Origin of the sequence: Streptomyces kanamyceticus, assembly GCF_008704495.1 — a bacterium.
Taxonomy (GTDB): Bacteria; Actinomycetota; Actinomycetes; order Streptomycetales; family Streptomycetaceae; genus Streptomyces; species Streptomyces kanamyceticus.
In genome coordinates this window covers 8,990,778-9,011,099 of record NZ_CP023699.1, presented here as the reverse complement: position 1 = coordinate 9,011,099, position 20,322 = coordinate 8,990,778, and the positions used below count along the sequence as shown (strand labels likewise).

Below are 20,322 nucleotides of genomic sequence, written 5' to 3'. Positions count from 1 at the left end.
GCCGGGCCCGACCCGCGGGTAACGTCTGCGCCGGTGTCAACACCCTGCCACCACCGTCGATTCGGAGACCCGACATGCCCGAGCAGCCCCCGCCCTTCGTCATCGACCCCACCGGCGCCGACCCGGACACGGAGAACCGTGCGCTCCGGGCCGCGGGCCCCGCGACCCGCGTGGACGTCCTCGGCGTCACCGCGTGGTCCGTCAGCGATCCCGCGCTGCTGCAGAAGATGCTGACGAGCCCGGACGTCTCCAAGGACGCGCGCAAACACTGGCCGCTGTTCGACGAGGCCATAGCGACCTGGCCGCTGGCCCTGTGGGTCGCGGTCCAGAACATGTTCACCGCGTACGGGTCCGATCACCGCAGGCTGCGCCGCCTGGTGGCCCCCGCGTTCAGCGCCCGGCGCGTCGCCGCGCTCCAGGAGAGCATCGAGCAGATCGTGACGCGGCTCCTCGACGATCTGGAGGAGGGGTTCGACCACGGCAGGAAGACGGAGAACGGGATCATCGCGGCCGGTGAGCCGGTCGATCTGCGCGAGCACTTCGCCTATCCCCTGCCGATCCGGGTCATCGGTGAGCTCATGGGCGTGCCGGAGGAGCAGCGCGAGGGGTTCCGCAGGCTGGTCGACGGCGTCTTCTCCACCACCCTCACCGCCGAGGAGTCCGCGGCGAACACCGCGGAGCTGTACGCCTCCTTCGACCGTCTGGTGGCCACCAAGCGGGCCGAGCCCGGCGAGGACATGACGTCGCTCCTCATCGCCGCGCAGGACGAGGAGGGCGACGGCTCGGGCCTGAACGAGGCCGAGGTGCGCGACACGCTCCTGCTGATGGTCAGCGCCGGGTACGAGACCACGGTCAACCTGATCAGCAACGCCGTCGCCCAGCTGCTGACCCACCCCGAGCAGCTCGCGCACGTGCGCGAGGGCCGCGCGGGCTGGGGCGGCGTGGTGGAGGAGACGCTGCGGGTCGAACCGGCCGTCAAGCATCTGCCGATGCGCTTCGCCGTACGGGACATCCCGCTGCCCGACGGGCAGACGATCGCCGCGGGCGACGCGATCCTCGCCTCGTACGCCGCCGCGAACCGGCACCCCGACTGGCACGGTGAGAGCGCGGACGTGTTCGACGTGACGCGCGGCAACCCTGAGCACCTCTCCTTCGGGCACGGCGTCCACTTCTGCCTGGGCGCTCCGCTGGCCCGCCTTGAGGGGAGCGTGGCGCTGAGCCGGTTCTTCGAGCGGTTCCCCGACGCCGAACTGGCCGTGCCCGTGGACCAGTTGGCGCGGGTTCCCTCGCTGATCACGAACGGTCAGGCGCAGCTTCCCGTCCGCTTGAAGCCGACGCGCTGACCGCCGCCTCCCGCACCAGCTGCACGGGGTGCCACGCGTCGCGCTCCGTGCCGTGGAAGATCTGCTGGCGGCAGGAGGCACCGGTCGCGACGACGACGGTCTCGTCGGCGGCGGCGCGCACGGCGGGGAAGAGCCGGTCGTCGCCGACGGTCATCGACACGTCGTAGTGCTCGGACTCGAAGCCGAAGGATCCGGCCATCCCGCAGCAGCCCGCGTCGAGTTCGACGACCTCGACGCCGGGTATGCGGCGCAGCAGGGCCATGGTCGCGGCCGTGCCGACCTCGGCCTTCTGGTGGCAGTGGCCGTGGAAGAGCAGGGTGCGGCCGCTGAGCCAGGAGTCGGCGCGCAGGCGCAGCCTGCCGTCGTCGATGGCGTCGGTGAGGAGTTCCTCCAGCTGGCGCACCCGGTCCGTGATCGCGATGCGCGCCGAGTCCCTGGGCAGCAGCGCCCGGTGCTCGTCGCGCAGCGTCATCAGGCAGGACGGCTCGCAGCCGGTGATCGGGGCGTCGGCCGGGGTGCTCTCCGCGAGCCGGTGGACGAGCTGGAACGCCTTGTCGCTCGCGTCGTCCACGAGGCCCTTGGAGAGGCTGGACCGGCCGCAGCAGCCGCCGCTCTCCAGGCGTACGTCCCATCCCGCGCGTTCGAGGAGTTCGACGGCGGCCTGGCCGATCTCCGGTTCCGTGTAGGTGGTGAAGGAGTCGGCGAGGAGGACGACCGTGCCCTGGGTGACGGTCCGTGCCGGTGCGCTGTGGCGGTGGAACCAGCGCACGAGGTTGCGGCGGGCGTAGCGCGGCAGCGGGCGGTGCGGGGTGATGCCGAGCGTGCGGTCGAGCAGGCGGCGCAGCAGGGGGACGCGGCCCGGCAGGTTGGAGAGCGGCGCCGTGGCCGAGCCGAGGCGGTTCAGGAGCCGGATCGCGCCGAAGATCCGTGAGCGGGCGGGGACGCCGTGTTCGTCGTGGTGGTGGGCGAGCGCCTCCGTCTTGAGGGCGGCCATGTCGACGCCGAGGGGGCATTCGCTCTTGCACGCCTTGCACATGAGGCAGAGGTCGAGGACCTCGTGCAGTGCCTCGTCGCCGAGTGCGGTGTGCGGGTCGGGGGCGGAGAGTGCCTTGACGAGGGCGCCCGCGCGGCCGCGGGTGGAGTCCTGTTCGTTCCTGGTGGCCATGTAGGAGGGGCACATGGTGCCGGTGTCGGTCTTGCGGCACAGGCCGATGTTCATGCAGCGGTCGGCCGTGGCGCGCATGCCGCCCGTGACGTCGAAGTCGAGGCGGGTGCGCAGGCCGGGTGCGGGTGGCAGGGCGGCGTCGCGGAGGTGGTCCGTCATGGCGGGGGCGTCGACGATCTTGCCGGGGTTGAGCCGGTCGTGCGGGTCGAAGAGGCCCTTCACCCTGCGCATGGCCTCGTAGAGCTCGTCGCCGAAGAGCGCGCGGTTGAACTCGCTGCGGGCCAGGCCGTCCCCGTGCTCGCTGGAGTTGACCCCGCCGTACTCGGTGACGAGGTCCTTGATCTCCTCGGCGACGTCGCGCATGGTCTGCCGCTGCGCGGGGTCGGTGACGTCCAGGAACGGGCGGATGTGCAGGCAGCCCACCGAGCAGTGGCCGTAGAAGCCCGCGGTGAGGCCGTGCCGGTCCAGGACCTTCTTCAACCGCGCGGTGTAGGCGGGCAGGTGGACCGGGTCGACGGCGGTGTCCTCGATGAAGGCGAGGGGACGCTTGGTTCCTTCGCTCGCGGCCATGAGCAGCCCGAGGCTGGACTTGCGGACCTTGAGCAGGGCGGCCCGGTGGGCGGGGTCGACGGCGCGCAGGGTGTGGTAGCCGTGGCCGTGGCGGCGCCAGAGGGCGGTCAGCGTGTCGAGCCTGCCCATGAGTTCGCGTTCGTCGTCGCCGGTGAAGGAGACGAAGAGGAGCGCTTCGGGGTCGCCTTCGAGCACATCGGAGAGGGACGCGTATTCGATCTTCTGGCGGGACAGGTCGAGGATGGTGCGGTCCATCAGCTCCACGGCCGCCGGGTCGCAGGCGAGCGCGTCCTGCGTCGCCTCGATCGCGCCGGTGACCGAGGTGAAGTGGCCGACGGCGAAGACCGTGCGGGACGGTTTGGGCACCAGGTCGACGAGCGCCCGGGTGGTGACGGCCAGGGTTCCCTCGGATCCGACGACGAACTTCGCCAGGTCGAAGGGGGTGTTCTCGCGGGCGAGCCGGTCCAGGCGGTAGCCGCCCGCGCGGCGCCAGTGCCGCGGGAACCCGGCCTCGATGGCCCCGGCGTGCGCCGCGACGAGGGCGGGCAGTTCGCGGTGGATGCGGCCGTCGAGGGTGGCGTGCCCGGCGCGGGCCGCGCGCTCCTCCTCGGTGAGCGGCGCGAAGTGCGCGGTGCTCGCGTCGGAGAGCACCACGTCGAGCGCGCGGATGTGGTCGATGGTCATGCCGTGGCGCAGCGAGCCGCTGCCCGCGGAGTTGTTGCCGATCATCCCGCCGAGGGTGGCGCGGTTGCTGGTGGAGGTGTCCGGGCCGAACATCAGGCCGTACGGTGCCGCGGCGCGGTTCAGGTCGTCCTGGACGACGCCGGGTTCGACGAGCGCGGTGCGGGCGTCGGGGTCGAGGGCGACGATCCGCCGCATGTGCCGGGAGAGGTCGAGGACGATGCCCGGGCCTGTCGTCTGCCCGGCGAGGCTGGTGCCCGCGCCGCGCGGCACCACGGACACGCCGTGCGCGGCGGCCGCGGCGACCGCCGCCCTGACGTCGTCGGCGTGGCGGGGGAAGACGACGCCGAGCGGGGTGATGGCGTACATGCTGGCGTCGCGTGCGAACAGATGGCGGCTGTAGTCGTCGAAGCGGACCTCGCCCTCCAGGTCGGCGGCGAGCCGCCGTGCGAGGTCCTCGGTGTCGGCGGCGATCTCGGTGCTCTTGGCGTTCTCGGTGCTGGTGCTCTTGGTGCTCTCCGTGCTCGACGTCATACGACATGCTCCGGGGGGGGCGAAGGGGCGTACGTACGGTTCAGGTGGTGCGCAGGTGGTCGAGTGCGTCGGCCAGGCCCTGGTGGCCGACCGGGACCCCGGCGAGTTCGAGGCCCATCTGGACCCCGGCGAGGGTGCCCGCGAGCGTGAGGTCGTTGAAGTGGCCCAGGTGGCCGATGCGGAAGACCTTGCCCGCGAGCCGACCGAGTCCGGTGCCGAGCGACATGTCGAAGCGCTCGAGGACGACCTTGCGTACGGCGTCGGCGTCCTGTCCTTCGGGCAGGAGCACGGCCGTCAGGGATCCCGAGTGCTCGCGCTCGTCGGCGCAGAGCACGTCGAGTCCCCAGCCGCGTACGGCACTTCGGGTGGCGGCGGCGTGCCGTGCGTGCCGGGCCCAGACCTGTTCGAGGCCCTCGTCGGTGAGCATGTCGAGCGCCTCGTCGAGGCCGTAGAGGAGGTTGGTGGCGGGGGTGTACGGGAAGAAGCCCGCCTCGTTGGCGTCGATGATCGGCGTCCAGTCCCAGAAGGACTTGGGCAGCCGCGACGTGCGCGCGGCGGCCAGGGCCTTCTCGCTGACGGCGTTGAAGCTCAGGCCCGGCGGCAGCATGAGCCCCTTCTGCGAGCCGGTCACGGTCACGTCCACGCCCCACGCGTCGTGCCGGTACTCGATGGAGCCCAGCGAGGAGACCGTGTCGACGAGGAGCAGCGCGGGATGGTCCGCCGTGTCGATGGCGGCGCGGATCTCCGGGATGCGGCTGGTGACGCCGGTGGACGTCTCGTTGTGGACGACGCAGACGGCCTTGATGCGGTGCGCGGTGTCCGCCCGGAGGCGTTCGACGGCGGCTTCGGGGGACGCGCCGTGCCGCCAGTCACCGGGCACGAACTCCACGTCGAGGCCCAGGGATTGAGCCATGGCACGCCACAGCGAGGCGAAGTGCCCGGTCTCGAAGCAGAGCACGCGGTCACCGGGGCTGAGCGTGTTGACCAGGGCGGCTTCCCAGGCCCCGGTGCCCGACGCGGGATAGACGACGACGGGGCCCGACGTGCCGAAGACGGGCCCCAGCGCGTCGAGCAACCGGCGGGTGAGGGCGGCGAATTCGGGACCGCGGTGGTCGATGGTGGGTGCGGCCATGGCGCGCAGCACCCGGTCGGGAACGTTGGTGGGTCCGGGAATCTGGAGAAAGTGGCGGCCGGTCTGGACGGTCATTGCGCGAATCTCCCCTCCACGCTTGTGCCGTGAGACGGCACGGCGTATCGTGATGCGGCACGACGCAGCATAGGGTCATCCTCGGCGAGGGGTCAACGGCCCCGTCGCGTCGCGCCAACGGCCGTACGCAAGGGGGATTTCGGTGCAGAACGTCCTCAACACCCTGCGCACGCTGGAGGAGTTGGCAACGCGCCAGCCCATCGGCGTCGCCGAACTCGCACGGGCCATGGACCTGCCCAAGAGCACGGTCCAGCGGGCGCTCGGCACGCTGCACACGGCGGGCTGGATCAAGCAGACCGGCAGTACGCCCACGCGCTGGACTCTCACCACGAAGGCGCTGCTCATCGGGCGGCAGGCCACCGGCGAACTCGGCGTGCGGGACGTGGCGGTGCCCGTGATGGAGGAGCTGCGCCGCGCCGTCGACGAGACCGTGCACCTGGCGGTCCCCGAGGGCGACCGGATCGTCCTCGTCGAGCGCCTGGAGACGAGCCAGCCGGTGCGGATCGTGCTGCCGCTCGGCCAGCCGCTGTCCGGGCACGCGTCCGCCAACGGCAAGGCGATCCTCGCCGCGGGATCCCCCGAAGCGGTCGAGCGCTATCTGGCCCGCGGCCTGACGCACTTCACCGGCACCACGATCGACGACCCCGACGCGCTGCGCACCGAGCTGGACTCGGTCCGGGCCCGCGGCTACGCCCTCAACCAGGGCGAATGGCGTGACGACGTGTCCGCCGTCGCCGCCGCGGTGCTCGGCCCCGACGGCGTCCCGGTGGCGAGCATGAGCATCAATCTGCCCAGCAGCCGGTGCGACAGCGAGCGCCTGCACGCCCTCGGATCACATGTGCGCGCGGCGGCCCAGGAGATCAGTGCGGCGCTGGGTTACGAGGCGCCGCACGCGAGCCGCGTCCGGTAACTCCCGTGCCGTCGCACCCCCTTGACGGTTCGTGACAGCCGTCACATACTCGCCAACGCCGCAGGAGAGTTCCGCATAGTGGAACCTTAAGTCCATGCTGCGGACAGTCCCGGCCGACTCTCTCGGCCGCAGCCCGAAGGCGAGGACGTGTCATGGCAGACCATCTCATCGCGATCGGCGCACTGGTGCTCGTGTTCACCGTCGCCACTTTCACCTCGGTCCACATGGGAGTGCTCGCTCTCGTCGCCGCCTTCGCCGTCGGCTCCGCCGTCGCGGGACAGAGCGCGGACGACGTGTTCGGCGGCTTCCCCGGGGACCTCTTCGTCGTACTCGTAGGAGTCACTTTCCTCTTCGCCATCGCGAAGAACAACGGCACCATCGAATGGCTCGTGCACGCCGCGACGCGGGCCGTGGGCGGCCGGATCGCCCTCATCCCCTGGGTGATGTTCCTGATCACCGCGGCCCTCACCGCGGTCGGCGCCGTCGTGCCCGCCGCGGTGGGCGTCATCGCGCCCATCGGCATGAGCTTCTGCACGCGGTACAAGATCAGCCCGCTGCTCATGGGCCTGCTGGTCATCAACGGCGCGAGCGCGGGCGGCTTCTCGCCCGCCAGCGTCTTCGGCAGCATCACCAACGGCGTCGTCGAACGCAACGACCTGCCGGGCAGCCCCGCACTGCTGTTCGCGATGTCCTTCCTGTTCAACGCGGCGCTCAGCGTCGTGGCGTACTTCCTCATCGGCCGCCGCAGCACGGACCTCGGGCCCGCGCCCGCCACCGAACCCACGGAACCGCTCCCCCACGAGGGCGGCGGCTCCACGACCGCGACGATCGCACCCGCGAAGCCCGCCGTCGCACTGCGCCTCGACAGGTCCCGCACCCTGACCCTGCTCGGACTGCTCGGCATGGTCGCGGGGGCGCTCTTCCTCGACCTGAACGTCGGGCTCATGGCGCTCACCGTGGTCGTCGTGCTGACCCTCGTCGACCCCGAGGCGGCCAAAGGGGCGGTGGACCGGTGCGCGTGGTCCACCGTGCTGCTCGTCTGCGGGGTCGTGACCTTCGTCGGCGTCATGGAGCGCATGGGCACGATCGACTGGCTCGGCGAGAGCGTCGCGAAGATCGACTCACCGCTCGCCGGGGCCCTGTTGATCTGCCTCATCGGGGCCCTGGTCTCCGCGTTCGCCTCCACCACCGGCATCCTGGGGGCCCTGATCCCGCTCGCCGTACCGTTCTTGATGGACGGTCAGGTCTCCGCCGTGGGGCTGATCATCGCCCTTGCCGTCTCCTCGTCCGTCGTCGACTCCTCACCGCTGTCGACCTCCGGGGCGCTGGTCGCCGCCAACGCCCCGGAGGAGATGCGCCCACAGGTGTTCGGCGCGCTCATGAAGTGGGGGCTCTCCATGGCGCTCATCGCGCCGCTCGCCACCTGGGCGCTGTTCGTGGTGCCCGGGCAGGGATGAGCGCCACGCGGTCGGGGCCGCCGATCAGCGCAGCAGACCGGGGCGCCCGCTCCGCGCGGTCGCCACCAGCTCCTCCACCGTGGCGAGCTTGACCCGGGGCCGCCCGTCGAGGTGGCCCCGGGCGACCTCCGCCCGCTCGATCGCGGCCAGGCCGCGGGCGTCGACCACCTTCCGGTTGCGGCGCCTGGCCAGGCGCCGGAAGCCCTTGGCCGGGTGCCGCGGCGCGGGCAGGGCACCGGCGACCGCGTCGGCCAGGAGCGTGGAGACCGTCTCGGCGGCGCAGGTGCGGTTGGCGCCGATGCCGCCGCTGGGACCGCGCTTGATCCAGCCCACCACGTACGTGCCCGGCTGCCCCGTCACCCGGCCGCCCTCGTGCGGCACGGTGCCGGTGGCCTCGTCGAAGGGCAGCCCGGCGACCGGCACCCCGCGGTAGCCGATGGCGCGCAGCAGCGCGCCCGCGCGGATCGTCCGCCCGTCCACGTCGCCATCGCCATCGCCATCGCCATCGCTGCCTTGTACGACCTGTCCGCCCTCGACCCGCACGGCCTCGACCCGGTCGTCGCCGAGCACCTCGACGGGCGCGCAGTGGAAGCGCAGGACGATGCGACGTCCCGGCGCGGGCGGCGCCTGCCAATCAGGCCGTGCGCGTCCGACGCCCTGCAGTGCGGCGGCCTTGTCGCGCGCCGCGGCCGCCTCGATCGCGGGGGCGGTCCGCGGGTCGTGGTCGTCCACGACCAGGTCCACGCCCGGCACGTGGCGCAGCGCGAGCAGTTCGGACCTCGTGTACGCGGCGTCCTCGGGCCCGCGCCTGCCGAGCAGCACCACCTCGCGCACCTTGCTGGCGCGCAGCGCGGCCAGCGCGTGGTCGGCGATGTCGGTGCGGGCCAGGGTTTCGGGGTCGGCGAGCAGGATCCGTGCCACGTCGAGGGCGACGTTGCCGTTGCCGACCACGACGACGCGCTCGGCCGACAGGTCGACGGGGTCCCGCGCCGCGTCCGGGTGGGCGTTGTACCAGGCCACGAACGCGCTCGCGGAGACGCTGCCCGGCAGCTCCTCGCCCGGTATCGCGAGCTTCCGGTCGGCGGCGGCGCCCACGGCGTAGACGACCGCGTCGTGGTGCGCCGCTATCTCCTCGTGGGTGACGTCGGTGCCCACGTCGAGCCCCAGGTGCATGCGCACCCTCGGGTGGGCGTGGAAGCGCGCGAAGGTGTCGCCGACCTTCTTGGTCGCGGGATGGTCAGGGGCCACTCCGTACCGCACCAGGCCACCGGCGACCGGCAGCCGGTCGATGAGCGTGACCTCGGCGCTGGTGTGCAGGAGCAGGTCCTGCGCGGCGTACATCCCCGCGGGGCCCGTGCCGACGACGGCGACCTTGAGCGGCGCGAAGTCGGCGGGCAAGACGCGCGGGAAGGACGGCTCGCCCCAGGCGTGGAAGGTGGGTCCTTCCGGCGCGGGTCCCGGCTCCTCCCCGTCGTAGTACGCCGCGTTGATGTCGGCGTACTCGCGCTGCGCGGCGGGCAGCCGGTCCACGGGGAAGATCGCGTCGACCGGGCAGGCGTCGGCGCAGGCACCGCAGTCGATGCAGGACTTCGGGTCGATGTGCAGCATCTCCGTGCTGCCGAACGCGCGCTCTTCGGGCGTCGGGTGGATGCAGTTGACCGGGCACACGGCGACGCAGGTGGCGTCGCTGCAGCAGGTCTGCGTGATGGCGTAGGTCATGTCGTCGGCTCGGCTCTGCTCGCTCGGAAGGGCTCTGATCTCGGCACGGGTCGGACCTCGGAACGGGTCAGATCAGGTGCGCGCGCTTGTAGAACGCCAGGGCGGGCCCGGTGAGCAGGCGCGAGGAGGCGAGGAACTCCATGAGGCCCGAACAGCTGGACCGCATCATGGACTTGTGGTGCTCGTTGGCCTTCGCCTCGGCGAGCGCCCGCTTCTCGTCGAGCCCGGCGTTCGCGTACACCTGGCGGTTCACCATGCTCGTGACGATGTAGTACGAGGCGACGGCGACGACGAAGGCGTTGATCTGGCGGCGCACCGGGCCCGCGCCCTTCAGCCGCTTGCGCGTCTGGTCGCGGGCGAACTTCATGTGCCGCGACTCCTCGACGACGTGGATGTTGTTGATCGTGCGGACGAACGGCGCGACCCGCTCGTCCCGCATCCAGTCGCGCTGCATCACGTCGAGCACCTCCTCCGCCACGAGGATCGCCGCGTACGCCGCCTCGCCGAAGGCCACCGTCTTGAAGACCCTGCCGAGTTCGACGACGAACCGCTTCGGCCGGTAGGGCGGCGCGCCGAGCTTCCGGGCGCCGCGGGCGAACATGATCGAGTGCCTGCACTCCTCGGCGATCTCCGTGAGCGCCCACTGGACGTCGGCGCTCGTCGGGTCCTTGGCGTACACGTCGCGCAGCACCATCTGCTGGAGGATCATCTCGAACCAGATGCCCGTACTCGCCACGGACGCGGCTTCCTGCCGGGTCAGCTCCTTGCGCTGCGCCTCGGTCAGCTCCCGCCAGTACGCGGTGCCGTAGAGCGTGCTCCACTCCGGGCTCGCGCCGTGGTGGTCGGTGTCGAGGGGCGTGTCCCAGTCGACCTCGGTGGCCGGGTCGTACGCGAGGACGGCGGCCGATGCGAGCAACCGCTGCGACACGTCGCCCTCTTGAGAGGTGTCGGCCTCTTGAGAGGTGTCGGCGGAGGCGTGGTGCGGCTGGTCCTGTGTGCTGGGGCGAACGGTGCTGCTTGCCATGCTGCGGCTCCTCGGCTCAGAAGTGTGCGCAGAACGGAGCGCGGCGCATCGTCCCTTCGCCCGCCGCGCCCCCCTTGTTAGACGGACCGTATAACAAGGGGGTCGGCGCGGCCTACCCTTGAGTAAGAACCGCTTCTTCCGCGGTTCCTGGCGCGGCAGCCGGGGACGTCCACCGGATCCGCGTACCACACAGCGACACGACGAGGGCCGATGCGGCGACGGCACCGAGGCCCCAGGCCAGGCTGCTGGCGTGCGCGATGAATCCGATGAGCGGCGGCCCGGCGAGCAGTCCCGTGGTGCCCATGGCGGCGACCAGAGTCAGCGTGTCCGAGCCTTGGTTCGCCGCGGCGACGTAGACGCACGGGGTGACGGCCGCGACGCCGAGACCCACACAGGCGAACCCGATGAGGGCGGGCACCAGACCACCGCTGAGCAGGGCGAGGGCAAGGCCGACACCGCCCACCGCGCTGCCCACCACGACGATGCGGCCGTCGCCCCAGCGGCTGCGCCAGCCGTCGGCGAACAGCCGGGCGACCACCATCATTCCGGAGACCACGGCGATGCCCAGGGGCGCGAGCTCGGCCGACGCCTTGGCCACGTCCTTCAGGTAGAGCGCCGACCAGTCGTTCATGGCGCCCTCGGTGACGGTGCCGAAGGCCATGGCGCAGCACATCCACAGGGTCATGCGGGAGGGCAGGGCCCACTTGCCCTTCTTCTCCCCCTCTACTCCCTCTACTCCCTGTGTCTCCTTCTCCTCACTCTCCTGTGAATCCGTGCCGCCCTCGGCCGCCCTCTCCTCGGTGAGCAGCCCCGTACTGGCGTACGCGACGAGCAGGAAGAGGATCACGGCGGCCGCGGCGAAGTGCACGGCGACCGTCGAGGTCACCGCGTTCATGCCGGAGGCGACGAGCGCGGCGAGCAGCGAGCCGCCGCTGAACGTCGCGTGCAGACGGGCCATGGCGTTGCGCTCGTGCCTGCTCTCCAGGGCGGCGCCCTGGGCGTTCATGGAGACGTTGAGGCAGCCCACGAGGAAGCCGTCGAAGCACATCACGGCCAGCGCCACGGGGAAGTTCGGCGCGGCGGCCAGGGCCGGGAGCATCAGGGCGAGGCCGATGGCCGACAAGACGGCGATGCGGCGCGAGTCGAAGCGCCGCATCAACATCGCGACCAGCGGGAACGAGACGGCCGCGCCCACCCCTGCGGCCATCAGGAGCACACCGACCTCCGCCGCCGAGAGGCCGAGGTCCGCCTTGATGGCCGGGATCCGGGCCGCCCAGGTGGCGTACTGGAAGCCGAGGGAACAGAACAGGGCGGCGATCGCCAACTGGCCCCGATAAAAAGGATCACGTACGCGGAGCACCCGCATCAGCCCACTTCTCTTCGCGAATGACTTGTCTGCGGCGACGCACCGGCGAGCGCCACGTCGCCGGGCACCGCGCGGTGCATGTACACGGCGCCGGGACCGTAACCGGCGGGGGCGGCCTCGTCCTCGCGGGCGGTGAATCCCCGCGCCGACCAGAAGGTGTCGCTGCCGCCGACGGCGATCAGGGAGATCCGCTCGTACCCGTGCGCACGCGCCGTCTCCATCAGGTGCTCGACGAGGTGCCTGGCGAGCCCCCGGTGGCGGAGGTCCTCGGCGATGACGACGTCGTGCAGATGGAGGTTGCGCGTCACGGGCGCGGCGCCTGCCGCCTCCGTGCTGCGCAGGTCCGGGTACTGGTGTTCCGCGTAGGGCAGCGCGAGGAGGTAGCCCGCGAGCCGGGGGCCGATGTCCAGGACGAAGCAGGTGTCGGGGGACGCCCGCATCCGCGACTCCAGCGCGGCGCGCCCCTCCGAGAGGCCGAGTCCCGTGTAGGCGCGGGCCTCCAGTTCCGTGATGCCGTCCCAGTCGGCGTCGACGATGTGTCTGACGCGCACTTCATGCCGCATGCGCACCGCCGTCGATCCACGTGTACGGAAGGGGACGGAACCCGTTGAAGCCCTGCGTCATGTAACTGGTCGCGTACGCCCCGCAGGAGAGCACCCAGACCGGGTCGCCCGATGCCAAGTCCTTGGGCACCGGGACGAGTCCGTCCTCGTGGGAGTAGGCGTCGTCGCTGTCGCAGGTGGGGCCCGCCACGACGGCGGGGACCGACTCGGCGCCGCGGTGCGTGGGGAAGACCAGGCGGTACTGCAACTGGTCCATCTCGTAGAGGCCGTTGAACTTGCCGCAGCTCAGGTAGAGCCAGTACCGCCGCTCACCGTCGGCCTGGCCGCGCGCGGAGAGCCGCGCGACGTGGGCGCGGATCGCGCCGTGGTCGGCGACGAGGTAGCGGCCGGGCTCCACGACGAAGCCGAGGCGGTGGCCCCTGATCTCCCGCAGGCGTTCCATGCCCTCGCGGATCACGGTGAAGATCTTGTCCATCGGGGGGTCGAGCGGTCTGCCGTGCTTGTCGCGGTAGCCGAGCGCGGGCAGCCCGCCGCCGAGGTTGACGTGGTCGAGGGATATCCCGCGCTCCCGCAGGGCGGTCAGGACGTCCGCGATGCGGTCGAAGGCGCCGCGCCAGGCGTCGGCGGTCATCTGCTGGGATCCGACGTGCACGGACAGGCCCGCGGGGACGAGTCCGTTGTCCCGTGCGGTCGTCAGGATGTCCACGGCGTCGGCGGGCGAGCAGCCGTACTTGTTGCTGAGGCCCCACAGGGCCCCTTCGCCGGTGGTCGCGAGGCGGCAGAACACCCGGGCGCCGGGGGCGTGCTCGGCGAGGGCGGTCACGTCCTCCAGGCTGTCGGTCGCGAAGTCCCGGATGCCGAGCCGGAACACGTCGGCGATGTTCCGGTCGGACTTGACCGTGTTGCCGTAGTGCATCCGTTCGATGGGCACACCCGCCCGGAGTGCCTGCGCCACCTCGTCGGGGCTCGCCGCGTCGACTCCTGAGCCGCGCTGCGCGAGCCGCCCGAGCACCTCGTCCACCGGGCAGGCCTTCATGGCGAACCGGACCGCGACGCCCGGCAGTTCGCGGCGCAGCGTGTCGTAGCGCGCCTCGATGCCCGGCAGGTCGTAGACGATCTGGTCCGCGGAAGCCGCCGCGAGGGCGTCGAACAGGGGTCCGCTCTCGGCTTCGTACGTCATCGTGGCGCTCAACCGGTCCGCCCCGGGGTCGGCGGGGCACCGGCGGCCGCGCTCGCGCGCACCAGCGACTCCCACGCCTCGGTGAGCAGCGCGAAGTCCTCGATGTCACGCCGCGCCTCGTCCAGGAGGCGTTCGCGGCGCTCGGCGAGGAGGTCGGCGAACTCGGCGTAGCGGCCGCCCAGTTTGCGGTAGGCGACGTCGACCCTGTCGAGCCGTTCGACGTTCTCCGCCCGGTCCAGGAGAGCGCTCTCGCGGGCGAACGCGGCGATGGCGCGGGCGCTGACCCGGCCCCGCTCGTCCAGGAGCGCCTCGCCCGCCTCGGTCATCCGGTCGTAGATGACGTTGAAGTAGAGCATCGAGAGGAAGAACTTGACGAAGCGCGTCTGGTACGCCGTGAAACCCGCGTCGGTGCGGCGTTCCTCGGTGTAGTAGTTGACGATGTGGCGGTTGTGCAGGACGCCGGGCAGTGCGGCGTCGTGGGCGAGGTGGATGAGGAAGTAGTCGCTGCCGATGGTGTCGGTGGCGGGCGGCAGCGGGACGCGCTCGTGCACGTCGTGGAAGGCGATGTTGCACATGTCGACGCGCATCGGGTCGACCAGGGTCAGCGTCGCGCGGTCGTGCGTGAAGGTGTCGGAGCCCGCGCCGCGGAAGGATTCCTCGACGAGGTCCCGCTTCTCCTCGTCGGACCAGTGGACGGGCGCCCAGAGGCTGACCACGTCGTAGTACACGTCCGGGTCGATCGCGTTGATCTCGCCGATGTCCACGGAGAGTTCGCCGACGAAGGAGCTGCCGACCATCGCGACGCGCTTGTCACGGTGCTCGTCGGCGAGGTCCATCTCGGTGACGCCGTCGACGGCGTCGGCGGCGCGCTTGCCGAGCGACATCAGTTCGTGGTGGACGGGGAAGACGGGCTCGCCGTCCAGGACCTGGTAGTGGCTGTCGGAGTCCCTGCGGTGCACGGACTCGCAGCCGAGCGCGGCGGCGATGAGGAAAGCCCGGTTGGTGCAGGCTCCGTAGGAGACGCCGTCCGGCAGCATCAGGTCGAGCATCAGCTCGGGCTTGGCGACGCCCGCGCCGTCGATGACCCGGCGCAGGAAGTCGCGCTGCGCCGCCTCGTCGAGGTGGTGCGTGACGACACCGGGGACGTCGCCGAGCTCGCGCACGGCCGCCGCGTGCTCGGTGTAGGTGGCGGTGTCGGAGGAGTCGAGGATCAGCAGCCGCACCTCGACGTCGAAGGTCCGGGCGGCGTACGCCGCCTCGTCGCCGATCGCCGCGATGGTGTGGGAGCAGGCTCTGTTCGTGGGCAGTGTCAGGCAGATTCGGCGCATGCGTCTTCCCCGATCGGCTCGTCGAAGTGCTGCCCGTTCCAGGACTTCAGGCCGAGGAGCTTGGCGCCGAGGCCGGTCAGCGCGGCCGTGCCGTACCGCTCGGACTCGTGCTTGACGTGGTCGCCGACCAACGTCGCGTTCCAGTCGGGCGTGCTGAGGTCGCGCCAGGACTCGACGCGGGAGCGGCGCAGGGTCTCGTGGGACTCCAGCGCCGGCATCATCGAGAGGTACTGCACGGCGCGCACGCCGCTGCCCGAGGTGTTGGGGGCGACGCCGTGGGCCAGCAGGCCGTTCCAGATGAGCAGGTCGCCCGCCTCCAGTTCGGGGCGGACGACGGGCAGTTCGGAGCGGTCGATCGCGGGGCGGATCGGGTCGCGGTCGTCGGGCTGGAGGGCCTTCCACCGGTCGAACTGGCGGAACAGCTCCGGGCAGCACTGGAAGCCGCCGAGCTCAGCGCTCGTGTCGTCGAGGGCGATGATGCCCTGGACGCGCTGGGGCAGTACGCCGAGCGTGGTGTCGACGTCCCAGTGGAGGTTGATGTCGAAGCCGCGCTCGGTCGGCGCGATCAGGCCGCGGTCGCGGTTCTTGACGTTGGGCGGGTTGAGGTTGAGCCGGTCGAGGGTCACCCAGAGCTCTTCGCAGTCCCACACGTCGACGAACGCGTCGTAGACCCGCTGGGTCTGGCGGCTGTCCCATATGAGCTGGTGGTGGTACGCCTCGACGAAGCCGTAGATGTGCAGCTCCCTGTCCAGGTCCGAGCGGTACTCGCGCTCCTCGTACCAGGTCTCCGGGCGCTCGCGGTCGAGGCCCTGGAACTCCCAGGTGAAGTCGAGGAGCCCCTTGGCCGCGGCGGCGGGGATGGCCTGCTTCACCACGACGTAGCCGTACGTCTGCCAGAAGGCGAAGTCCTCCTCGGAGAGCACCCTCAGCTCGCGGGTCTTGTCCAGGTCCCGCAGCTGGGTCTGCGCCAGATACGTCTCGCCGTCCGAGCTGAAGTAGGGGCGGCCGGAGGGGGCTCGATGGAGGTAGCGGTCAGCAGCTGGCATGTGGTGCTCCAAGGTTCGGTTCTCTCTGCCGCTCGCGAGGGGCGGTGTGCACACAGGCACCCCCTGTCACATCCACCCCACGTCGAACTCACGTAGCACCAAAATGGACTAGACCAACTCTCGCTGTCAATAAATGAGTTGGGTGTCCTTGTTGACAGAAAAGCTCATATTCGCCCCCGCTTCACGCGGCCTTCACGCATGAATTCCGGCATGCGAACAAGGTCTTGACACCTCGGCCACCCCAAGCAAACATCACATTGGTCTGTACCAAAAATAGCCCCAGGACGGAGCGGGATTGCTCACCTCCGTCCATTGACGCCGCGAGGTGCCCGGTTCAAGGTGTTGCCCGCAGTTCCGATGCTCGGCGCAGCCCCGAACCCTCTCCTTCGAAGAAGGGCTCCTCTCATGCGAAGACGCGTCTTTGTCCGTGGACTTGCCGCGACCGGCGCGGCGCTGGCCCTGCCGACGCCGCTGGCCCGGGCCGCCACCGGATCCGCCGCCCGGTCCGTCGGCGCGGCCGGAAGCTGGCAGGAAGTGACCGCACCGCCCGGACGGCCCGCCACCCATCTCGTCTCGGTGGCCGCCACCGGGCCCGACCGGGCCTGGGCGGTGGGCGAGCAGGGCCTCAACGGCGCCACCTCCGGCACCCCGATCTCGCTCAGCTGGAACGGCTCCGCCTGGACGACGAACGACGTCTCCCACCTCGCGTACAAGGGCGCGCTGCGCGGCCTCGCCGCTGCTCCCGGCGGCGAGGCGCACGCCGTCGGCACCGACGGTGCGGGCCACGACCAGCTCCTGACCTGGGACGGTACGACCTGGCGCGAGACCCCCTTCCCCGGCAGGGGCGAGGCGGGGACCGCGGTGACGGACGTGGCCCTCGCGCCCGACGGCCGGTTCTGGGTGTCGGGGCGGCACGGCGGCCGCGCGGGGCTGCTGCACGGCCGCGGCGCGAAGTGGCGCTGGTGCACGCCACTGCCCGACGCGGCCGCGCCCACGCCGAGTGGCGTCCATGTGACGCCGGGCGGTGAGGTGTGGGTCTTCGGTGACGTCATCGCCCGCTGGGACGGCGCCTGGACGGTGATCCCGCGACTGCTCGGCGTGCGGGCATCGGTGACCGGGCTGCTGCCGGTCGCGCACGACGACATCTGGCTGACCGGCTTCGGCTACGGAGTGGGCGGACCGCCCGGCAAACCGCCCGGCGTCATGTTGCAACGCTACGACGGGACGGACTGGAACTACGTCGCGGCCCCGTTCGGCGTGGGCGCGTTGACCGGCATCGTGGGGGACGCCGCGGGCCGCCCCGACCGAATCTGCGGCTGGGACTTCTGGGACGACAAGCGCGCCCACTACCTGCGCTGGGACGGTACGACCTGGGTCAGCGAGCGCGGCCCGACGACCACGACCACCGTGCTGCCCGAGGCGATCACCGCTGTCCCCGGAGGGTCGGGCGGCTACTGGTCGGTGGGCACGACCTCCTCCTCGCCGTTCCCACCGGCGCAGCTGCACATCGAGCGGTACCTCTAGGGCCTGTCCGGCGGATCAGGGCGCGCTCGGGTGGCGTCCCCCGTCCGGTGCGGGCGAGCGGGGTGTGGTGCGTGCGGCTGCAAGGCGGAGGAGGGCGGCAACGCAGTGGGGCCTCCCCTGCTCGAGCGAAGCCGAGAGCTTGGGGGAGTGCGTGCCACACCCCGCGACAGCGCCATGATCCGCCGGACAGGCCCTAACGCGCGGATCCGGCGCGCGGCGTGATGTCGAAGTCGAAGGCGAGGGTGCCGGGATCGAGCGCCGTCACCCCGCCGTCGACGGTGAGCGTCGCACCGTTGACGAACGACGCGGCGGGCGAGAGCAGCCACGTGATCGCCTCGGCGACCTCGGCGGGATCGCCGGGGCGGCCGGTCGGGATCAGGCGGGTCGCCTCCTCGTACGCCGCGTCGGCGCTGCCGTCGCCCAGGTCGGCCTCCCGCGCGAAGCGGGTCATGCGCCCGTCGGCCATCTCGGTCCGCACCCAGCTGGGACAGACGGTGTTGGCGCGCAGGCCCTGCTTGCCGTAGTCGACGGCGACGGAGCGGCACAGTTGGAGGAGCGCCGCCTTGGACGTGGCGTACGCGGCGTTGGCGACGCCGTTGCGCAGCGCGGCGACCGAGGCGACGGCGACGACCGAGCCACGCGTCTGAAGAAGGTGCGGAATCGCGGCGCGCAGCAACAGGAAGGGCCCGGTGAGGTTGGTGCGCAGCACCAGGTCCCAGTCCTCGTCGGGGATGTCACCGACCGCGCCGCCGCGCCCGACCCCGGCGTTGAGCACGACACCGTCGATGCGGCCGTACGCCTCCACCGTCGCGTCGACGAGGCCCTGGACGTCCGCGGGGTCGCCCGCGTCGGCGTGGTGGGCGAGCGCCCCGGTCTCCTCGGCGATCTGCTCCAGGGGATCGGCGCGGCGGCCGGAGATCACCACCCGGTGCCCGTCGGCGCGCAACTGCCGCGCGGTGGCGGCGCCGATTCCGGTACCGCCACCGGTGACGATGACAACTCGACTCTCCGTCATGCCCGTTCAGCCTCCAAGCGCGGTCGTGAATCCACACCGTGATCATACGGAGCCGCTCACGACCGCGCCCGGACGTCCCGCTGTCGCGGGGCCCTGTCTACTCGTCGACGGCCGCGCCGAACGCCGCGCCCTTGCCCGGCGCGCCGAGCGCCTGCGCGTCGTACGTCCAGGACCCCGCGGCGGTGATGCCGCCGGTCCCCGCGGAGAGCACCCACACCGTGCCGTCGCCCGCGTTCTCACCGGGCGCCGCGGCGAGGAGCCCGAAGCGGCCGTCGCGGTTGGGGTCGGTGAGGCGGACCTGCGCGCCCCACTTGTCGCCCTTCTCCGCCGTGCCGGGGACGTCCGCCGAGTTCTGGTCGAAGGACTTGGCGCCGGTCGCCGTCATCCCGTACTCCCCGCCGCGCAGCACCCAGACCGCGCCCGCGTCGGCGACGGTGCCGATGTCCTCGCCCGGCGCGCCGATCGCGACGTCCGCGTAGCCGTCGCCGTTGGTGTCCGCGACGGACAGGTCCGCGCCCCAGCCGTCACCCCGCTCGGCGACTCCCGGCACGCCCGCGGAGTCCTGCGTCCACCACTTGGCCTCGTCCTTCAGGCCGTTCTCGTCGCCGTAGCGCACGCCGACCAGGCCGCCGGTCAGCGTCTCGCCGCCGTCGTCGGGCGACGCGGGCTCACCGGTCACCAGGTCGTCGTAGCCGTCGTGGTTGATGTCTCCGGAGGCCGCGACGGGGCCGCCGCGCAGGTCGCCCTTGTACGAGAGTCCGTCGGCGGCGCCCGCGTAGTGCATGGACCAGCCGTGGCCCGGCTCGGCGCCCTCGGTCACACCGGACACGACGAGGTCGGCGTAGCCGTTGTTGTCGTAGTCGCCCGTGGTGAGCGACTTCGGCAGGATGTCGCGCTGCTCGGCCGCGGCGGAGAGCCGCTCGGTGACCAGGCGGCGCAGCGGGGCCCGCTCGCCGGCCTGCGGTGCGGCCTCGTACCCGAAGAGCTCCAGGTCGTCGCGGTCGAGCACGGCGAGCAGGTCGCCCGGCGTGTCGTTGGTGAAGTGCGCGGCGGCGAGGCCGACGCCGAACTGCTCGCCCTTGGTGGGTTCCTGGGTCTGCAGCCAGTCGCTGGCCGCCCCGGTGAGGCCGTTCTTGGAGCCCCAGAGGATCGCGACGCCACCGGCGTCGGCGGTGTCCCCGATGTCCTCGCCGGGGATGCCGACGATCGCGTCGTCGTAGCCGTCGCCGTCGAGGTCGCCGCTGGCGACGGCCTTGCCGAAGCCGTCGCCCGCCTCCGCCGCGCCCGCGACGCCCGCGGTCGACTGGCTGAATCTGGCGACGTTGCTGGTGCCGATGCCTCTGGTGGAGCCGTACTGGACGGTGACGAGCCCTGCGCCCTTCTGCCCGCTGACGGTGGCGCCGGGGGCGCCGACCAGGACGTCTTCGTATCCGTCGCCGTTGAAGTCACTGTTGCGGTCGTCGGCGTGCGTCCCCCCAGGGGTACCGGCGAAGGCGGAGGGGGCGGCGGCGATACCGGCCCCGGTCAGCAGAAGGAACGATGCCGCGGCGAGGGCGACCGAACGGTTCTTGCGCACGAGCGGCTCCTGTGAAGGAAGGTGGCCGGGCAGCGCGGGGGGATGTCCGGAAAGGGCCCGTTCCTTGTCCGGCGCCCTGTTCGACACGGGATGCGGCACGAGGGTTGTACGGGA

The 20,322-nt window shown here is 71.7% G+C and carries 15 protein-coding genes; 4 read left to right on the top strand and 11 right to left on the bottom strand.

From position 1 onward, the window contains the following. The first annotated feature begins 74 nt into the window (after positions 1-74). Positions 75-1,343 (top strand): cytochrome P450 family protein, encoded by a 1,269-nt coding sequence (locus CP970_RS39160; RefSeq protein WP_055543470.1) that lies wholly within the window; start codon positions 75-77, stop codon positions 1,341-1,343. Here the strand turns inward: CP970_RS39160 and CP970_RS39155 are convergent. Both CP970_RS39155 and CP970_RS39150 read right to left on the bottom strand, forming a co-directional pair. Next, positions 1,294-4,293, bottom strand: a complete 3,000-nt coding sequence (locus tag CP970_RS39155) for an FAD-binding and (Fe-S)-binding domain-containing protein (RefSeq protein WP_079043089.1) — start codon at positions 4,291-4,293, stop codon at positions 1,294-1,296. The genes CP970_RS39160 and CP970_RS39155 overlap by 50 nt on opposite strands. Before the next feature lie 40 nt (positions 4,294-4,333). Continuing rightward, a complete protein-coding gene (locus CP970_RS39150; RefSeq protein WP_055543471.1) occupies positions 4,334-5,500 on the bottom strand; it encodes a pyridoxal-phosphate-dependent aminotransferase family protein in 1,167 nt (388 codons plus the stop codon). 142 nt (positions 5,501-5,642) lie between these two features. Here CP970_RS39150 and CP970_RS39145 point away from each other — a divergent pair, with 142 nt between their 5' ends. Next, positions 5,643-6,410: an IclR family transcriptional regulator gene (locus CP970_RS39145; protein ID WP_055543472.1), complete on the top strand. Its 768-nt coding sequence runs from the start codon at positions 5,643-5,645 to the stop codon at positions 6,408-6,410. Positions 6,411-6,562: 152 nt separating this feature from the next. After that, entirely contained in the window at positions 6,563-7,867 is a 1,305-nt protein-coding gene (locus CP970_RS39140) for an SLC13 family permease (protein WP_055543473.1), read from the top strand. Between the two features lie 24 nt (positions 7,868-7,891). Here CP970_RS39140 and CP970_RS39135 read toward each other — a convergent pair whose 3' ends face one another. From CP970_RS39135 to CP970_RS39105, 7 genes are all read right to left on the bottom strand, one after another. Next, the gene (locus CP970_RS39135) at positions 7,892-9,586 is read right to left on the bottom strand and encodes an FAD-dependent oxidoreductase (RefSeq protein ID WP_055543474.1); all 1,695 of its coding nucleotides are present in this window, start codon (positions 9,584-9,586) and stop codon (positions 7,892-7,894) included. 67 nt (positions 9,587-9,653) lie between these two features. Continuing rightward, positions 9,654-10,610 carry an AurF N-oxygenase family protein gene (locus tag CP970_RS39130; protein WP_055543475.1) on the bottom strand — a complete coding sequence of 319 codons (957 nt, stop codon included), beginning with the start codon at positions 10,608-10,610 and terminating at the stop codon, positions 9,654-9,656. 112 nt (positions 10,611-10,722) lie between these two features. Continuing rightward, positions 10,723-11,976 (bottom strand): MFS transporter, encoded by a 1,254-nt coding sequence (locus tag CP970_RS39125; protein WP_191095008.1) that lies wholly within the window; start codon positions 11,974-11,976, stop codon positions 10,723-10,725. Next, positions 11,976-12,539: a GNAT family N-acetyltransferase gene (locus CP970_RS39120; protein ID WP_055543510.1), complete on the bottom strand. Its 564-nt coding sequence runs from the start codon at positions 12,537-12,539 to the stop codon at positions 11,976-11,978. The genes CP970_RS39125 and CP970_RS39120 overlap by 1 nt, the downstream gene beginning before the upstream one ends. After that, positions 12,529-13,719, bottom strand: coding sequence for a type III PLP-dependent enzyme (locus tag CP970_RS39115; RefSeq protein WP_055543511.1), 1,191 nt, complete (start codon positions 13,717-13,719; stop codon positions 12,529-12,531). The genes CP970_RS39120 and CP970_RS39115 overlap by 11 nt, the downstream gene beginning before the upstream one ends. Before the next feature lie 8 nt (positions 13,720-13,727). Then, positions 13,728-15,047 (bottom strand): DUF6271 family protein, encoded by a 1,320-nt coding sequence (locus CP970_RS39110; protein WP_055543476.1) that lies wholly within the window; start codon positions 15,045-15,047, stop codon positions 13,728-13,730. Next, on the bottom strand, positions 15,029-16,093 hold the full coding sequence (locus CP970_RS39105) for a phytanoyl-CoA dioxygenase family protein (RefSeq protein ID WP_055543477.1): 1,065 nt from the start codon (positions 16,091-16,093) through the stop codon (positions 15,029-15,031). Before CP970_RS39105 ends, CP970_RS39110 begins: the two co-directional genes overlap by 19 nt. Positions 16,094-16,498: 405 nt before the next feature. Here CP970_RS39105 and CP970_RS39100 point away from each other — a divergent pair, with 405 nt between their 5' ends. Beyond that, positions 16,499-17,617: an NHL repeat-containing protein gene (locus CP970_RS39100; RefSeq protein WP_055543478.1), complete on the top strand. Its 1,119-nt coding sequence runs from the start codon at positions 16,499-16,501 to the stop codon at positions 17,615-17,617. Positions 17,618-17,810: 193 nt separating this feature from the next. On the opposite strand, the gene CP970_RS39095 is transcribed toward CP970_RS39100, so the two are convergent. Then, positions 17,811-18,632: an SDR family NAD(P)-dependent oxidoreductase gene (locus CP970_RS39095; protein ID WP_055543479.1), complete on the bottom strand. Its 822-nt coding sequence runs from the start codon at positions 18,630-18,632 to the stop codon at positions 17,811-17,813. A 97-nt stretch (positions 18,633-18,729) separates the two neighbouring features. Further along, the gene (locus tag CP970_RS39090; protein ID WP_055543480.1) at positions 18,730-20,208 is read right to left on the bottom strand and encodes an FG-GAP-like repeat-containing protein; all 1,479 of its coding nucleotides are present in this window, start codon (positions 20,206-20,208) and stop codon (positions 18,730-18,732) included. Between the last annotated feature and the right edge of the window lie 114 nt (positions 20,209-20,322).

Excerpts from the sequence above, each read along its gene's own strand:
- CP970_RS39150 (WP_055543471.1), bottom strand. The coding sequence starts at position 5,500 with ATGACCGTCCAGACCGGCCGCCACTTTCTCCAGATTCCCGGACCCACC.
- CP970_RS39130 (WP_055543475.1), bottom strand. The coding sequence starts at position 10,610 with ATGGCAAGCAGCACCGTTCGCCCCAGCACACAGGACCAGCCGCACCAC.
- CP970_RS39120 (WP_055543510.1), bottom strand. The coding sequence starts at position 12,539 with ATGCGGCATGAAGTGCGCGTCAGACACATCGTCGACGCCGACTGGGAC.
- CP970_RS39115 (WP_055543511.1), bottom strand. The coding sequence starts at position 13,719 with ATGACGTACGAAGCCGAGAGCGGACCCCTGTTCGACGCCCTCGCGGCG.
- CP970_RS39105 (WP_055543477.1), bottom strand. The coding sequence starts at position 16,093 with ATGCCAGCTGCTGACCGCTACCTCCATCGAGCCCCCTCCGGCCGCCCC.
- CP970_RS39125 (WP_191095008.1), bottom strand. The coding sequence starts at position 11,976 with ATGCGGGTGCTCCGCGTACGTGATCCTTTTTATCGGGGCCAGTTGGCG.
- CP970_RS39135 (WP_055543474.1), bottom strand. The coding sequence starts at position 9,586 with ATGACCTACGCCATCACGCAGACCTGCTGCAGCGACGCCACCTGCGTC.
- CP970_RS39155 (WP_079043089.1), bottom strand. The coding sequence starts at position 4,293 with ATGACGTCGAGCACGGAGAGCACCAAGAGCACCAGCACCGAGAACGCC.
- CP970_RS39095 (WP_055543479.1), bottom strand. The coding sequence starts at position 18,632 with ATGACGGAGAGTCGAGTTGTCATCGTCACCGGTGGCGGTACCGGAATC.
- CP970_RS39100 (WP_055543478.1), top strand. The coding sequence starts at position 16,499 with ATGCGAAGACGCGTCTTTGTCCGTGGACTTGCCGCGACCGGCGCGGCG.
- CP970_RS39140 (WP_055543473.1), top strand. The coding sequence starts at position 6,563 with ATGGCAGACCATCTCATCGCGATCGGCGCACTGGTGCTCGTGTTCACC.
- CP970_RS39160 (WP_055543470.1), top strand. The coding sequence starts at position 75 with ATGCCCGAGCAGCCCCCGCCCTTCGTCATCGACCCCACCGGCGCCGAC.
- CP970_RS39110 (WP_055543476.1), bottom strand. The coding sequence starts at position 15,047 with ATGCGCCGAATCTGCCTGACACTGCCCACGAACAGAGCCTGCTCCCAC.